Here is a 17,391-nt window from a genome sequence, read left to right as displayed (position 1 = left end):
TCCTGAAATCCCTGATTAATAGTCTATTGTTGAAAATCAATGTCATTTGTAGCTAAATTTCTGTAAATTCAAAAGTTGAGTTGAATTAATCGATCTAATTACCTTTCAAAACTGCACCTACATGCAAGAGAAATTATTAATCTTCTTAATTGACGATGACGTTGATGATCATGAAGTTTTTTCTATTGCACTTGAAGATATTCTGCCTTTAGCTGAATGTGTATTTGCACTAGATGGATTTTATGCCCTTCAAAAAATCAATGACGATGCTGATTTTTCACCCAATTTTATCTTCATAGATATAAATATGCCGCGGATGAATGGTATTCAATGTTTGAAGGAGATAAAAAAAATTCCCCACTTAAAGCATATACCTATATATATGTACTCTACATCAGCCGAACCGCCGATAGTGGAAGAGTGTATAAATTCGGGAGCTTGCGGTTTCATAAAAAAAGAGGTAAGTATTGCCGATTTACAAAATAAACTTTGTGAAATCTTTTTAAATATTCAACTGCTTCCCAATAAATGAAAAAGCAGAGCAATAAGAACGCTACTATTTTTTTATTGAATGGCGGAGAAATGGGGGCGTTAATAAGAAGTTTCGATTGGAGTAAAACTCCGTTGGGGCCATTGGAAAAATGGTCAGACAGCCATAAGAGTATTGTTAGCATGATGCTAGCCAACCGATTTCCTCTATTATTATGGTGGGGAAAGGATTTTATACAAATTTATAATGATGCCTATATACCCATCCCTGGTTTAAAACATCCAAAGGCTTTAGGACAACCGGCTAAAGAATGCTGGACAGAAATATGGGAAGTTATAGGCACCTTGATTGAAACTCCTTTTCGCGGAGGACCTGCTACCTGGATGGATGATATCTTATTAGAAGTTAACCGTAAAGGTTTTTTTGAAGAAACTCATTTTACCATTGCATACAGCCCGGTGCCTGACCCTGAGGCCACTAACGGAATTGGCGGTGTTTTGGCAACAGTGAATGAAATTACTGCTCAAATAATCGGCGAACGAAGAATAGCCCTGCTTCGCGATCTGGCTGCAAAATCATTTGAGGCCCGCACACAAAAAGAGGCCTGTGTAATTGCAGCCGATACTTTAACGTTTTATTCTAAAGATATTCCCTTTGCCATTTTCTATCTTTTATCGGATGATAAAAAAGAATTACTTCTGGCAGCTGTATCAAATTTAAAGGAAGATGAATTAATAAGTCCTGTACAGGTAAATATTCAACAGCTAAGGCAAAATGATGGTTGGAATTTTTCATCAGTACTTGAAACCGGAAAAACTCATTTGCAGGAAAATATCCAGTCTTTATTCAGGGAAGTTCCTCAAGGACCTTGGTCTGATGCTCCAAATTCTTCTGTTTTAATACCCATTCAAGGAAAAAAGCAAAATGATATGGCTGGAATATTAATTTGTGGGATTAGCTCGAGGATCAAATTTGATGATAAATACACCGATTTTTTCGAATTACTTTCATCACAAGTATCAAATGCCATTAATACGGCCAACGCCATTGAAGAAGAACGAAAGCGGGCGGAAAGACTGGAGGAGATCGATAAAGCCAAAACGGTGTTTTTTTCAAACATTAGTCATGAATTTCGCACACCGCTGACGCTGATTCTCGGAAGTATTGAAGAGGCTCTGAAAGATCCCCAGACAATTCCTGCAAACCAAGACCGGCTTGAAATCTCACATCGCAATGCGATGCGTTTGCACAAACTGGTAAATAATTTACTGGATTTTAGCCGTATAGAAAGCAATCAACAGAAAGCCAATTTTGTGCAAACAGATATTGCTGCATTTACTGAAAACCTGGCTTCCAATTTCAGGTCAATTATTGAAAATGGCGGTCTCCAGTTTAAAATTTTAATCGAAGATGGGATCAAAAATGTGCTTATTGATAAGCAAATGTGGGAAAAGGTGGTCTTTAACTTATTGTCGAACGCCTTTAAATTCACATTACACGGTACTATAACCATTAATCTTTATACAAAAAAAAAGAAGTTAGTCCTCGAAGTTAAAGATACAGGAGTGGGAATTCCGGAAAAAGAGCTGCCATTTATGTTTGAAAGATTCCATCGGGTTGAACATACACAAGGTAGAACATATGAAGGAACCGGTATTGGTTTGTCACTGATTAAAGAATTGATAAAACTGCATGATGGTACCATTTCAGTTAAAAGTAAATTTGGGCATGGAAGTATTTTCACAGTAAGTATTCCAATAGTTAAAGGTCATTTAGCAACAGAACACCTGTCAGAATTTGATCAAAACATTGATGAGACATTCGCCGACCAATTTTTAAATGAAATCAACTCGATAATTAATCAGTCTGACAATGATCCAGTATTAACTTTCCAGACCAGTAATCAGGCGCCCACCATTTTAGTTGTAGATGATAATGCCGATATGCGCAGGCATCTTCAATTCTTATTAAGAAAGGACTTTAATGTTGTTATGGCTAGTAATGGAAAGGAAGCATTTGAACTGGCAACAAAAGTTCAGCCTTCATTAATTTTAAGTGATATAATGATGCCGGAAGTAAATGGCATTGAGTTGACAAAATTAATTAAGCAAAATAAAGGAACTACCCATATCCCAGTTGTATTGCTTACCGCAAGGGCCGGAGAAGAGTCGCGGATTGAGGGATTTGAAACCGGCGCTGATGATTATTTAGTTAAACCTTTTGCTTCAAAAGAGTTGATTGCCCGTATTAAGTCGCAATTAACCATTGCAAATAAGAGAAGCCAGGTAGAAGAAAACCTAAAAAGATTTTTGATGCAGGCTCCGGCCGCCATTGCTCTATTTCATGGCCCTGAACTTATTTACACTCTTGCGAATATGCTTTATCAAAAGTTATTTGGACGAACTGAAGAGGAATTGATCGGCCATAGTGTTAAAGAGGTTTTCCCCGAAGCAGCCGACCAAGGTATTTATGAAATATTCGAGCTGGTTTATTCATCCAAAGAAACCTATACCGGCCATGAGTTTAAAGCTACACTTAAAGATAAGGGGCAAGATAAACAGGGATACTATGATTTTGTGATCCATCCGATAAAAGATGAAGTAGGAAATGTTACTGATTTAATGGTACATGTGGTGGAAACTACAGCTTCGGTAATTGCCCGAAAGAAAATGGAAGAAAGCAAAACCCAGTTGGAAGAACGGGAAATGCAATTAAACACAATGGCCAATGCAATGCCTCAATTGGTTTGGATCGCAGATGCGAATGGTGAGGTATCGTACTATAATAACCGTATCAACGATTATAAGGTTGGAGGTAAAAACACTAACAATGTTTGGAACTGGGAAGATATTATTCACCCTGATGATTTAGAAAAAACTGTTGATACATGGAATAAAGCATTTTCAAATCATGCAGTTTATGAGCAAGAGCATCGTTTGAAAATGACTGATAATTCATATAAATGGCATTTAAGTCGAGCCTATCCACAGGTAAATGAGGATGGGAATGTTATTAAATGGTACGGTACAGCCACAGATATTAATGCTCAAAAAGAATTTGCTGTAACATTAGAGAATACGGTAAAAGACCGAACACTTGAACTTAATAATCAAAACTTATTGCTTCATCAGCAAAATGACCTTATAAAAAAGGTTTTTGATTCGACTTTTGATTTTATTGTTGTTTACGATACAGAAATGAGAGTGGTTTCTATTAACAAACCCGCCCTTAGTTTTTTAAAGAAGGAAGAAAAAGATGTAGTAGGGAAGAAAATACTGGAAATCTCTCCTGGATTTGAAAAAACTAAAATGTACAAAGATTTACAAAAGGCAATAAATGGTAAAACATTACACAACGAGGTTTATCAATCAGAAATTACCGGAACATTTTATGAGAATTTCCTGATACCACTGCTTACTCCGAAAGATGAAGTTTATGCAGTTCTTATGGTAGCGCATGATAATTCAACGTTTGTACGTTCGGCTGAAAAACTTAAGGAAAAGAACGAAGAACTTGATTTTACAAGGTTATTCCTGCAACAAATAATTGATTCTTCGGTCGAATTAATATCTGTTGTGGATAAACATCTGAATTATATAACCGTTAATAAAAAGTTCGAAATTAGTCTGGGTCTCTCCAGAGATCAAATAGCACATAAAAATCTTTTTGAAGTTACTCCGGCCGTAAAGAATACCGAAAAGCACTTTAGCATTTTAAAAGCCTTAAGGGGTGAGATTGTGCATTTGGATAAACGTCCTTCGGTAAATATTCCCCACGATTTTATCGACAGTTATTTTATGCCATTGATCATTAAAAATAAAATTGAAGGGGTTATTATAATGTCACGGAACGTAACGGATATTGTTCATTCAGAAATACTTTTGGAGCATAAAAACGAGGAGTTGGAGCGAATAAATAAAGAATTAGAATCATTTAACTATATAGCAAGTCATGATTTGCAGGAGCCACTCCGTAAAATTCAAACCTTTATTATGTTATTGGAAAAAGATCTCGACAATGCCGAATTAAGGAAAAGGTATTTCGAAAAAATAAGCTCCTCCTCAAAACGTATGTCACAGCTTATTCAAAGTGTGCTTGATTACTCTCGTCTTTCGCAAGGAACAGATGCTTTTCAGGAAACTGATCTCAACCAAATTCTGGAAAAGGTTAAATTCGATTTTGAGTTGATGATGGAAGAAAAACATGCGGAGATAATATCAGATATATTACCGGTTATCCGGGCTGTGCCTATTCAAATGCAACAGTTATTCACCAATATTATCAGCAATTCACTTAAATTTTCAATAGATTCACCAGTAATAATTATCAATACCCGAATTGTTAATGGAAATGAGATGTATTTTGCCGATAGGATTGAAATGGGTAGGCAATATGTGGAGATTAAGTTTACTGATAACGGAATAGGATTCGAAGGTGAATATAGTGAGCAAATATTTCAACTTTTTCAGCGCCTCCATGCTCAAACCGAATACACCGGAACCGGAGTAGGATTAAGTATTGTCAGTAAGATCATTGAAAATCATAAAGGATTTATACTGGCCGAATCAATAAATAACCAGGGAGCTGTATTTACAATTTGGCTACCATACTAAAATTCAGCTGAGTTACATTTTTGTTGCTAATTTTCCACAATTAAAATATGTCTGCCGCTAAATAATATGCACTTCTATTTACAATTAGCACATTATTTGTCACATACCTTTTTATAGAAGCTTATTCTTGAGAAAAACATTAAAACAGTTGTTAAAAATTGTGTTATGGATATTTTCCATAATCGCTGTTTTATTGCTTATTGTTTCGCTGGTACTGTACGTCCCTGCCGTTCAAAACCTGGTAAAAAATAAGGCTGTTACATATCTTAAGAACAAAACAAAAACCGAGGTACGGCTCGCTTCCATTCATCTAAACTTTCCTAAAAGCATTGCCATAAAGGGGTTTTATATTGAAGACCGAAAGAAAGATACTCTTTTATATGCTGGAGAGTTGATAGTTAACATTAGCATTTTAAAGCTCCTCAATCATAAGATTGATATTCAGGAAGCACACCTTAATGATGTAACCGCCCATGTTTATCGAAAGGCACCTGATACCACCTTCAATTATGATTTTATTGTTAAATCCTTTTCAGAAGATAAGGTTAAAGAAGCAGACACCAGTAAAACTGATCCCTATAAATTTTCAATAGGCACCATTCAGCTGCAACGTATTTATTTAACATTTGATGATGAGGGTAGCGGTATTGATGCAGAACTGCGGCTCAGTAATTTAAAAGCGGGTTTTAAGGAGCTTGATTTCGAAAAGCCTACCTATCGTTTAAAAGAGCTTAAAATTGATAAAGTGTACGGCCATTATTTTCAATCACCAGGATTTATTACGTATCCACCTGATGAAATAAAAACAAATGTTAAATCCGAACCTTTACCAATGTTCGACATTAAAAACATTGCGCTATCTAGCATTGACCTTTATTATAAAGATGCCGGTTCAAAAACAGCGGCAGGACTGAAAATTGGCACTTTTAAGGCAGATATAAATGAAATTGATCTTAACCACCAACTAGTAAACATTAATTCTATTTCTCTTGATCAGAGTTCGGGAGTTTTCATTACCAACCAAAAACCAGCAACCCAACAGAAAGTACCTGAAAAGAATAACAGCCCGCCAACTAAACCTTGGGAAGTTAAAGTGGATGATTTTAATATTCAACAGACCGCTTTACAATATGACAACAATGCTATTCAGCATCTAAAAAAAGGAATAGATTATAACCACATACAGATCAGCAACTTAAATATAACTGCTAAACAACTGCTTTATTCAGAAAAGGGCCTGCAAGCTAATTTAACTGATCTGTCGATGAGTGAGCAATGCGGTTTTAAATTGTACAAACTATCTGGCGACTTTAATTATGATGACAAGCAGGCCTCTGTGAAGGAACTCGAATTCGTATCTCCTCATACTTCTATTAAAACAGATATAGCCCTTAGCTACCCTTCAATTGAAACTGTTTCAAAAAATATTGCTTTGCTCGGCATAAAGGCCGATATCCATCAATTCAAACTAGGGGTTCAGGATGTTTTATATTTCATGCCGAATTTGGCTGTTAAAAACCCGGATAAGTTGTCGGTTAATTTGGAAGCCCAGGTAAATGGCAGGGTTGACAACCTGTTGATTCGAAATCTGTTATTAAAAACCGGTTCACAAACTTTGCTTTCTTTGGATGCACATCTCATTGGATTGCCAGAAGTGAATAAAGGCCGTTTCGCCATCAATTTAAAGGAGTTTAAAACCAGCCGAACCGATATCTTCAACCTCGTACCTGCGAAAATGCTCCCAACTACGTTTAACTATCCTGCTCTTTTAAGTTTGAAAGGGAATTTTTCGGGTGCATTAACTGATTTTACCACTTCACTGAATCTTACAAGTACTTCGGGAAATGTTCAATTAAATGCAAAAATTAAAGACAGTGGTAAAAAAGGTTATGAGGTTTATAATTCTCTATTAAACATTAAGCAGTTAGATCTTGGCTACCTTTTAAAACAAGAAAAAACATTGGGTAAGGTTAGCTTGGTAGCTTCATTAAATGGCTCCGGAACATCACTTAATACGGCCAATGCTAATTTAAAAGGCACTGTATCAAAGATTGATATGTATGGGTATTCTTATAAAAATCTAAGTCTTGACGGTTCAATCAGGTCTAAAGTTATTAATATAAGAACAACTATTGCTGATCCTAATATTGCATTTAATCTTGGCGCTGGCGCCGATCTTAACGGTAAATATCCGGCTGTTAACTTAAACGGAACGATTGATAGCATGGATCTAAAAGCGCTAAATCTAAGCAGTGATGCAATAAAATTCAGAGGTGAAATTATTGCTGATCTTCCTGTGGCAGACCTGGATCACTTAAATGGAAGAGTTGACCTGATCAATTTCTTAGTGCTTAAGGATCATGCTTCTTTTCCTATCGACTCCATTATGCTAACTGCAATAAGTACATCCGATAGCAATAGCATTTATTTACAGTCGCCGGTAATTAAAGCTTCAATAAAAGGAAAATATCAATTATCGAAATTGGGAGAGTCTCTTCAGAATACGATTGATTACTACTTTAAGAAAGATAGTACTACGTATGCCAGAAAACTGGTTCCACAATATTTAGAGCTTAAAGCCCACATAATGCAGCCAAAGTTTATAAAAGAACTCTTACCTGATTTGAAACGATTTGAAGATGGCACTATTTCGGGAAAACTAAATACCTCCACGCGGCAAATAGAATTAAAAGGAAATTTTCCTTTAACTGTTTATCAGGCTATAGAATTAGATAGTTTAAAGTTTAATATCAATACTGATTCGGGAAAACTGAGCTACAATACATCTTTTGAGAAACTTGCACATCCACAACTTACGCTCCGCAAAACCCTGCTGAGCGGCGCTGCGCAAAACAATGAATTTACAGCAAGCTTAAGTATTAAAGACGGAAAGCAAAAGGAAAAGTACTTTTTGTCGGGCATATTAAGATCCCTGCCAAATTTGATGGAATTTAGTCTCGGAGAACATTTATTACTTAATTATGAACCCTGGCAAGTGGCTGAAAACAATAATCTGAGTAGTTCGAAAGCAGGCTTATTGGTAAATAACCTTGAGATTTCCAGACAAGGGCAATCTATTAAGGCAAATAGTACAGGTCAGAATGCCAATTCACCGATTGAGATCAACTTCAACAGCTTCGATTTGCAAACCCTTACCAAATTCGCTGATCAGGATAGCGCTCTTGCAACTGGTGTATTAAATGGCAATGTAGTTATTGAGAACACGTCATCAACACCTGTTTTTGTTAGTGATCTCACAGTTTCAAAATTCAGTTTCAGATCCGGCAAAGTGGGGGACGTAAACATCAAAGTAAATAATAAACAATCAAATGCCTTTGCCACTGATGTAACTATTTCGGGAGCTGGTAATGATCTTAACCTTAACGGAAACTATTTTACTGGGCCACAAAGCTCATTTGATTTGAAACTGGCTATAGGCAATTTAAACCTGAACAGTATTGAAGGCTTTACCTTTGGGCAGCTTGCAAATACTAAAGGTTCAATAAATGGCGATCTGCTAATAAATGGATCTGTGGATAAACCCAATTTAAATGGTTCGATCAATTTTAAACAGGCAGCTTTTACCATCACTCAAATCAATTCCTATTTCACACTGCCCGATGAAAAGATCGCATTCAATTCGGAAGGCATCCATTTTAACGAGTTTACTGTTCAGGATTCAGCCCAAAATGAGGCAGTAATTGACGGATCGGTTTATACCCAAAATTATAGAGACTATCGTTTCGATCTGAATGTGGCCACTCGCAACTTTCGGGTTTTAAATACCAAGCAAAGTAATGATGAACTTTATTACGGGCCTGTATACGTTGATAGCGATATTAAAATTACCGGAACTGCTGATCTGCCCAAAGTAGCAATGGATGTAAAACTCCGTGAAAAATCAATTCTTAACGTTGTTTTACCATCGGCCACACCCGATATGGAAGATCGAGAGGGCGTAATAGAATTTGTTGATATGGACCTGGTTAGAAAAGGAATTACACTTACCTATGAAGATGTAAATAAGAAGACCACCAAAACTACTTTTAAAGGGTTTGAACTCAGCGCAAACATCGAAATTGATAAAGATGCATCGCTGCACCTGATTGTTGATCAACAAAGCGGTGATAACTTACTGGTAAAAGGCACTGCACAATTAAACGCCACTATGGATTTAAGCGGCAAACTTAGCTTAACCGGCACCTATATCATCAGCGAAGGTTCATATGAACTTTCACTTTCTGGTATAATGCGTAGGAAGTTTGATATAGAAGAAGGAAGCAGCATTACCTGGACGGGAGAGCCCACTTCAGCTAATATTGATATAACTGCCGTTTATAACCTCGAAACATCAGCAATGGAGCTTTTTGAAAATCAGGTGGCCAATAGTACCAATGCTGCCGATAAAAATAAGTACAAACAAAAGTTGCCTTTTGAAATAAAGCTGAAGATCAAAGAGGAACTGATGCATCCGGAGATTGCCTTTGAATTGGATATGCCTGAAGAAGAACGGAGCCGTTATGCTATTAGTAGCACGGTTTACAATCGGATAAAACAGATAAATATTGAAGAATCGGAACTGAACAAGCAAGTACTTGGTTTATTACTGATGAACCGTTTTGTGGCATCCGACCCATTCAGCAGTTTAGAATCTTCGGGGGGCGGTGGTGTTGAGAGTATCGCACGCCAAAGTGCCAGCAAAATTTTAAGTCAGCAATTGAACGATTTAGCAGGTGACCTGATAAAAGGTGTGGACCTGACCTTCGACCTGCAGAGCGAAGAGGATTATTCAACGGGGAAGATGGAAAACAGAACGGATTTAAATGTGGGTCTTTCAAAAGAACTTTTTGGAGGGCGAACAACGGTTTATGTAGGAAGCAACTTTGGCTTAGAAGGTCAGGATGTTGAAGGACGTAAATCAACCAACATTGCAGGCGATGTATCGGTAGAATACAAACTCTCAAGAGACGGAAGGTATCGCTTGCGCGCTTACCGAAAGGATGAATATGAAAGTGTAATAGAAGGACAGGTGATAGAAACAGGGCTCGGTTTTATCTTAACCATGGATTACAATAAGTTTCGGGAGTTATTTCAAGGCAATAAGGAAAAGCAGGAGAAAACAATCAAAAGAAAAAACAAACAACAGGGACAAAAAGAAACAGATAGCTTAAAAAAAGAGCAATAGATCAAACAGTTTATGCACAAACAGTTTACAGATAGATTTTTACAATTGATATCGCCAAGGTGGTGTTGGGCAATCATGTGCATAGTGCTTGCGGGCTGTAGCAATACTAAATATTTACCGCCCAACGAAAAGTTGTTTACGGATGTAAATGTGAAATATGCAAAGCATACCAAAAGCAAGATAAAATCATCAGTTCTCGAGAAAATGGTGCGCCCACAACCTAACAGTAAAATGCTGGGTATGCGTATAAAACTGTATGCGTATAATATTGCGAAGGAGCCTAAACGTAAAGGGTTAAACTATTTTCTGAAGAAAAAATTCGGAGAGCCAGCAGTGTTGTTTAGTTCCGTTAATATCAACAGAAATGTAGAGGTGCTAACTAATTTTCTTGAAAATCAGGGGTACTTTAATGCAAAAGTGAGTGCTGATACTGTGGATAAGCATCGGAAAGTAAGATTGACATTTACCGTAAATCCAGGCGCCCGTTATAAACTGAACGAGATCAATTTCCCCGCTGATACAGATTCGTTGAACACTGCCATCAGTCAAACTGCCAAGCTAACCTTATTAAAAAAAGGCGATCCTTTTATTTTTGACCTGATCAAAGAAGAGCGCATAAGAATTGATGCCGAATTAAAGGAAAAAGGCTATTTCTATTTCAATCCCGATTATTTAATTGTGCAGGTTGATAGCACGCAAAGGAACAACACTGTAAACCTCTATATAAAGGTAAAAAGTAATTCTCCGGAGAAAGGGTTGTTAACATATAAGATAAATGATGTTACAATTTATCCCAACTATTCAGCCGATCAGGATAGCTCAACAAAAGCCGATAGTGTGGCTAAATTCGAAGATTTCACGGTTATTGATCCTACAAAATCATTCAGGCGAATCACGTTTGACCGGTCGATCTTTTTAAAGCCAAATGAACTATATACTCGTAACAATCATAATCTTTCACTAAACCGGTTGGTTAACCTGGGCACCTTTAAGTTTGTAAAACTCCAACTCACCGACCAAGACTCAATATCCCGGCTATTAAATGCTGATTTTTACCTAACACCTTTCCCTAAAAAATCCCTACGTCTCGAAGCTACCGGAACTTCCAAATCAAATAACTTTGTTGGATCAGAAATTAAAACAACCGCCCGCAACCGCAACTTTTTTAAAGGTGCCGAACAGTTTAGTTTAAGTATTGCCGGTGGGTTTGAAACACAATTAAATGGGAGTGCTCCAGCATTAAACTCTTACTCGTTTACCACAGAAGCTGGGTTATTGTTTCCGCGTTTTGTAACCCCAATACCCCGTATTAATAGGGCAGGGGCGTTTGCTCCTAAAACCCGTATTACACTTAATTACCAAATTCTTAACCGAACCGATTATTATACATTAAACTCTGCAGGATTAATATTCGGCTATAACTGGAAAGAGGCAGCTCGCAAGGAGCATACATTTAACCTGGTTTCAATCAACTTTGTTCAGCCCTCAAATACTACAGCTAAATTCGATAGTTTGCTTCTGACAGATCCAACGCTTAAAATGAGCTTCCAGCGCCAGTTTATCATTGGAACGAATTACAATTATGTTTATACCAACCAACTCGAGACCAAAAGGCCCAATAATTTTTACTTAAATGCCAATGTTGATGTTTCAGGAAATTTAATTGGATTGCTTAGTCCTGGTAAAGAATCAGCAGATAAACCGGGAACCATATTCGGAACCCCTTATGCCCAATACGCCAGGTTTTATTTAGATGGCAGAAATTACTGGAATTTAAATCCGAATATAACCTGGGCTAGCCGCATTTTTATGGGCCTAGGCTATGCATACGGCAACTCTTTATCCATGCCTTATGTTAAACAATTCTATTCGGGTGGTAGCAACAGTTTGAGGGGATTCAGGCCTCGGAGCCTTGGACCGGGAACTACTGCGCCAGTAACCGATGATTCTTTTCCCGATCAGGCTGGTGATGTAAAGTTTGAGATCAATACCGAGTTAAGGGCAAAACTTTTTAGTGTGGTACGAGGGGCTGTTTTCTTCGATGCCGGTAATATTTGGCTGATCAATAATAATCCACAGTTCCCTGGTGGTAAATTTAAATTCGGACATGTATTTAATGAGCTGGCCGCTGATATAGGTTTGGGGATCAGAATTGATGCTTCGGTATTTATTTTACGGTTTGATGCAGGTGTTCCTGTTCGAAAACCCTGGTTACCTGCAGGCCAACGCTGGGTATTTGACGAAATTGATTTTGGTAATAAGCAATGGAGAAAAGATAACCTGATCCTGAATATTGCTATTGGCTATCCTTTCTGATAAGGGCTTATATTTTGTTAATAGTTAATCATCTAACTATAATAATATGAAAACTGATGAAGACTTTAGACTAGAGCTATTAGTTGAACAATTTAAAGAGAAGATCGATCTGAAATTAAAATACCTGACGCTTCAAATTGTTGAAAATGTTTCTAAAACGTTGGCCAATAGCATAACCAGAGGCATATTGCTGGGAGGCTTAATTACGGTAATTCTTTTTTGCAGTGTAGCCCTTGCTTTTTACCTTGGTAATTTACTTCAACAGCTCTGGTGCGGCTTTTTAATTGTTGCCGGCCTTTATTTGCTGATTACAATTGTTTTCTTTTTTATCAAAGAAGCAGTTTTAGAGCGGCGATTAGTTAACTTTTTTATCAAGATCATGCTTAAAAATAAGGATCATGAACACCCTGAACAAAATAACATCGTTAAGTGAACTACTGGCTGAAAAAGAACGGATCCAGCGTTTACAGCAAGAAAATAGCCTGTTAATGAAGATGGAAATGCAATCGCTCCGTTTAAAGTTTAAACCTATTACTAATATTATAAGCTTGGTTTCTCCGGCCAGAACACCAGAGGAAAAATTTAAAAAAAAGGAACTGATAAAAAGATATTTACGAATTGTATTGCCATTGGCTGCAACTACCGCATTAGGATTTACAAAATTTAAAGTATTAGCTAAAGTAGCTCATTTTGCCAAAGGTCTAATATCTTGAAAACAAGAGCGAAACAAGCAACATATTGCACATTTTAACCTAACCCGGAAACAATATTCCTCATCCAATTCTTTTTTGCCAGGTAAAAATTTAAGAATATTCAGCATTAAATATAACTAAATAGAGCAACTGATTTTGTTTCGATTATTTTTTTCAATTTTTAGGTTTTAAATTGAAATATTTAGAAAACACGTTGCTTACTTTCCCCATTTCTATTCTTTTAATCAGGATAGGTGGACCTTCCTTTGAGTATATTATTTATCAAGATGAAAAATTGCTAATGAGAAAGGAAACAGATAATGAGAATAGCACAAGTTGCGCCGCTGTATGAGGCGACCCCACCTAAAAAATATGGAGGAACAGAACGAATAGTATCCTACCTTACCGAAGAGTTAGTAAACCAAGGCCATAATGTAACCCTTTTTGCTACTGGAGATTCAGAAACCAGTGCGGAGTTGGTTTCTTTTAGCAAGCAAGGGTTACGGTCTGAAAAAAACTGCTTTGATCCGCTTGCCCGACATTATGCAATGATGCATGATGTGGCCAAAAGAGCAAATGAATTTGATATTATTCATTTTCATATTGATTATCTGCACTTCCCGTTTTCTGCCAGCAATAGTTATAATCATGTAACCACATTGCATGGAAGACTGGATTTGCCGGATCTGCCCATACTTTATGATCGATATTCGGATGTTCCTTTGGTTTCAATTTCAAATAACCAGCGTAAACCATTACCGAATGTAAACTGGATGGGTACCGTTTATCACGGAATACCGGCAAATTTACATCAGTTGAATTCACAGGAAGGAACTTACCTGGCATTTTTAGGCCGGATCTCCCCTGAAAAAAGAGTGGATCGAGCAATTGAAATTGCCATAAAAGTAGGAGCAAAGATTAAGATCGCCGCTAAAATTGACAAAGTGGATGAAGAGTATTTTAAAACTCACATAGCCAGGCTCTTAGATCATCCATTAGTTGAATTTATTGGTGAAATTGACGAAATTGAAAAGAAAAGCTTTTTAGCAAACGCTACAGCTTTATTGTTCCCAATAGATTGGCCGGAGCCTTTTGGAATGGTAATGATTGAAGCAATGGCCAACGGAACCCCGGTAATTGCTTTTAATAGGGGCTCTGTTCCTGAAATAATTGACAATGGCTTAACCGGTTATATTGTAAATGATATTCAGGATGCAATAAAAGCCGTTAATAATATTTCAATGATTTCCAGAACCGAATGCCGGCGAGTTTTTGAACAACGGTTTACAGTTGAACGAATGGCAAAGCGATATTTGGAAATTTATTCGAAACTAATCGAGAACCCAATAACAGGAAGAAACAATCATCATAACGGTGTGACCCATAACAAACCCAGCATTAAAATGATCGGTTAACAATTGTTTCATCAGATAATCAATTAGTGTTGCTCACCCACAATCCAACCTAACGATGAGTCCTGAATCAATTATTCAGCTTGAAAATAAATTTTATATTTCAGCAAATTCATCTTATGCAGATGACAGAACAAAAATCCTGAACCAAACCGATACGTTTGGAATTTTCGACCGATGGGGAGATATCAAGCAACTAGGCGAGGAGGTTCAGGGTTTATATCACCAGGGAACACGATTCATTAGTAATCTCGAGTTTAAGATCAACAACATGCGTCCATTGCTGTTAAGCTCGGCAATAAAAGAAGAGAATGAGTTGCTTTCTGTGGATCTTACTAATCCTGCTATATTATTTTCTGAAAAGGAGAATAAAACCTCCATCCCGAAAGACGCTATTTATATAGGCCGGTCAAAGTTTTTGCGCAATGGGCAATGCTACGAAACGATTACAATTACTAATTACGGTGCAGAAATATATGAATTCCCTGTTTCCCTAAAATTTCACGCTGATTTTAAAGACATCTTTGAAATAAGGGGATTAAAAAGAGAGAAAAGAGGTGAAATATTTGAAATTAAGCATACTGATAAAAATGAGATCTTTATTAGTTATAAGGGTTTGGATGAAATTATCAGAACTACCATTATTAGTTTAAGTGAAAAACCGGATGACTGGGAACATCAAACCAATGCCATTTATCATGTAGTGCTTAAACCACACCGTAGCATTAGCATACAGTATGATATAGGATTTGTAATTGGTAATGAAAATATTGCTCAGCATATCAGTTATGATAAAGCCCAAAGTTTGCTAAAAGATGATTTAGAAAAGGGAAAGGGGGTATTTGCCCATATTTCCACCTCTAATGAACAATTTACTCATTGGATCAACCGCTCCCAAATGGATTTAAAATCATTACTGGCCCAAACCAAATATGGCTTATATCCTTATGCAGGTGTTCCATGGTATAACACGGCCTTTGGTAGAGACGGAATAATCACAGCGCTCGAAACCCTTTGGGCTGCTCCAGACATTGCCAGAGATACCATCGCTTTTCTGGCACATAATCAAGCCACTGTTGAAAATGCCTATCAGGATGCAGAACCTGGAAAAATTTTACATGAAACCAGGGGTGGAGAACTGGTTGAATGTGATGAAATACCATTTAAACAATATTACGGTTCAGTTGATTCGACTCCCTTGTTTATTGTTTTATGTGGAGCCTATTATAAAAGAACGGCCGATATTGAATTTATAAAAGAGATGTGGCCTTATGTTGAAAAGGCGCTTGAATGGATTGAAAAATATGGCGATTACGATGAAGACAGTTTTGTGGAGTACAATCATAAAAGTGTTAATGGCTTGTTTAATCAGGGATGGAAAGATTCACATGATTCTATTTCTCATGCCTCAGGCGATTTGGCTGTACCACCTATTGCCTTGTGCGAAGTTCAAGGTTATGTATATGATGCTAAAATAAAGGCTTCAGAGCTGGCTACGGCTTTAGGAAAAAAAAAGTTATCAATTAAACTAAAACAAGAAGCGAATGATCTCAAAACATTGTTTAACAAGGAGTTTTGGGATAATGAAACTGGCTGGTATGTACTGGCTTTGGATGGAGAGAAAAAATGCTGTAAGGTGAAGTCATCCAATGCAGGACATGCTCTGTTTTCAAGGATTGCCGACCATGATAAAGCCGTTAGAATGGCGGAAAACCTGTTACAAGATGATATGTTCTCTGGCTGGGGAATCCGTACACTCGCAAAGGGTGAGAAAAGATACAACCCTATGTCTTATCATAACGGCTCTATTTGGCCACATGATGTGGCTATGATCGCCAGTGGATTTTCCAAATATGGCTTACAGGAACAAACCATCAAATTAGTAGGTGCAATGTTCGATGCATCCATATTCATAGATCTTCAACGGTTGCCTGAATTATTCTGTGGATTTACCCGGCGAAAAGGAGAAGGCCCAACTTCGTATCCTGTGGCTTGCTCACCCCAAGCATGGTCGGTAGGAGCGGTTTTTATGCTCTTAGAAGCATGTTTAAATATGGAAATCAATGCTTTAGAAAAGAAAATAGTTTTTAAACGCCCTTGTTTACCACCATTTTTAGAACACATAACGATAGACGACCTTGATATTGGTGAAGGAAAAGCATCTTTTGAATTACATCGGTATAAACATGATGCCGGCATTACCGTTAAGGAAAAGCCTGATGATTGGGAAATATATACGATCAAATAATTAACAAGCGAAAGGCCTATATGGCCTTTTTCTGTGTCTAATGGTTTCCCGCGTAACTAATCAATTTGAGGAACTGATTGCGCAAATAGATTTACAATGCAAGTAATTAACTGACAGGTCATTATTAATTTAATGGCATTGTTTTTTTACCTGTATTGCTATTCAATCAGATTAATTATGAAAAGTGAAAAAAAACCGATCACCTTAAAAAAAGGTAAAGCTGCCTACAAAAAAACAGATCCTATAGAAAAATATAGTAACCCTACGTCAAGCACCAATTCGGAAAGCGACCCACAATCGGAAAGAGAAGAAAGCGAATTTCCATCAAAAAAGGACCCGGTTAATGTTCCCGATAAAAACCAAAACCTGGAGGATATCAAAAATATTGATCCCGACCGGTCTGAACGAACTTTTTAATCACCAGAAAAATATAAA

The 17,391-nt window shown here is 37.1% G+C and carries 9 protein-coding genes; all 9 read left to right on the top strand.

The window, feature by feature from the left end; all coding sequences use genetic code 11:
• The first annotated feature begins 121 nt into the window (after positions 1–121).
• The 9 genes from C3K47_RS06055 (at position 122) to C3K47_RS06015 (ending at position 17,373) form a co-directional block, all read left to right on the top strand.
• A complete protein-coding gene (locus C3K47_RS06055; protein ID WP_103788234.1) occupies positions 122–532 on the top strand; it encodes a response regulator in 411 nt (136 codons plus the stop codon).
• Positions 529–5,103 carry an ATP-binding protein gene (locus C3K47_RS06050; protein WP_103788233.1) on the top strand — a complete coding sequence of 1,525 codons (4,575 nt, stop codon included), beginning with the start codon at positions 529–531 and terminating at the stop codon, positions 5,101–5,103. The genes C3K47_RS06055 and C3K47_RS06050 overlap by 4 nt, the downstream gene beginning before the upstream one ends.
• Positions 5,104–5,230: 127 nt before the next feature.
• Complete coding sequence (locus C3K47_RS06045; RefSeq protein ID WP_103788232.1) at positions 5,231–10,288, top strand: translocation/assembly module TamB domain-containing protein; 5,058 nt, start codon at positions 5,231–5,233, stop codon at positions 10,286–10,288.
• A gap of 75 nt (positions 10,289–10,363) precedes the next feature.
• Positions 10,364–12,604 (top strand): translocation and assembly module lipoprotein TamL, encoded by a 2,241-nt coding sequence (gene tamL / locus C3K47_RS06040; RefSeq protein WP_165784648.1) that lies wholly within the window; start codon positions 10,364–10,366, stop codon positions 12,602–12,604.
• 46 nt (positions 12,605–12,650) lie between these two features.
• Entirely contained in the window at positions 12,651–13,037 is a 387-nt protein-coding gene (locus C3K47_RS06035; RefSeq protein ID WP_103788230.1) for a hypothetical protein, read from the top strand.
• Positions 13,003–13,317 carry a hypothetical protein gene (locus C3K47_RS06030; protein ID WP_103788229.1) on the top strand — a complete coding sequence of 105 codons (315 nt, stop codon included), beginning with the start codon at positions 13,003–13,005 and terminating at the stop codon, positions 13,315–13,317. The genes C3K47_RS06035 and C3K47_RS06030 overlap by 35 nt, the downstream gene beginning before the upstream one ends.
• A gap of 299 nt (positions 13,318–13,616) precedes the next feature.
• Positions 13,617–14,711 (top strand): glycosyltransferase family 4 protein, encoded by a 1,095-nt coding sequence (locus tag C3K47_RS06025; RefSeq protein WP_103788228.1) that lies wholly within the window; start codon positions 13,617–13,619, stop codon positions 14,709–14,711.
• A gap of 55 nt (positions 14,712–14,766) precedes the next feature.
• Positions 14,767–16,956 carry an amylo-alpha-1,6-glucosidase gene (locus tag C3K47_RS06020; protein ID WP_103788227.1) on the top strand — a complete coding sequence of 730 codons (2,190 nt, stop codon included), beginning with the start codon at positions 14,767–14,769 and terminating at the stop codon, positions 16,954–16,956.
• A 177-nt stretch (positions 16,957–17,133) separates the two neighbouring features.
• Positions 17,134–17,373: a hypothetical protein gene (locus tag C3K47_RS06015; RefSeq protein WP_103788226.1), complete on the top strand. Its 240-nt coding sequence runs from the start codon at positions 17,134–17,136 to the stop codon at positions 17,371–17,373.
• Positions 17,374–17,391: the final 18 nt, after the last annotated feature.

Origin of the sequence: Solitalea longa (assembly GCF_002920915.1) — a bacterium.
Taxonomy (GTDB): domain Bacteria; phylum Bacteroidota; class Bacteroidia; order Sphingobacteriales; family Sphingobacteriaceae; genus Solitalea; species Solitalea longa.
Note: the sequence above shows the minus strand (reverse complement) of the source record. Positions and strands in the feature narration are given on the sequence as shown.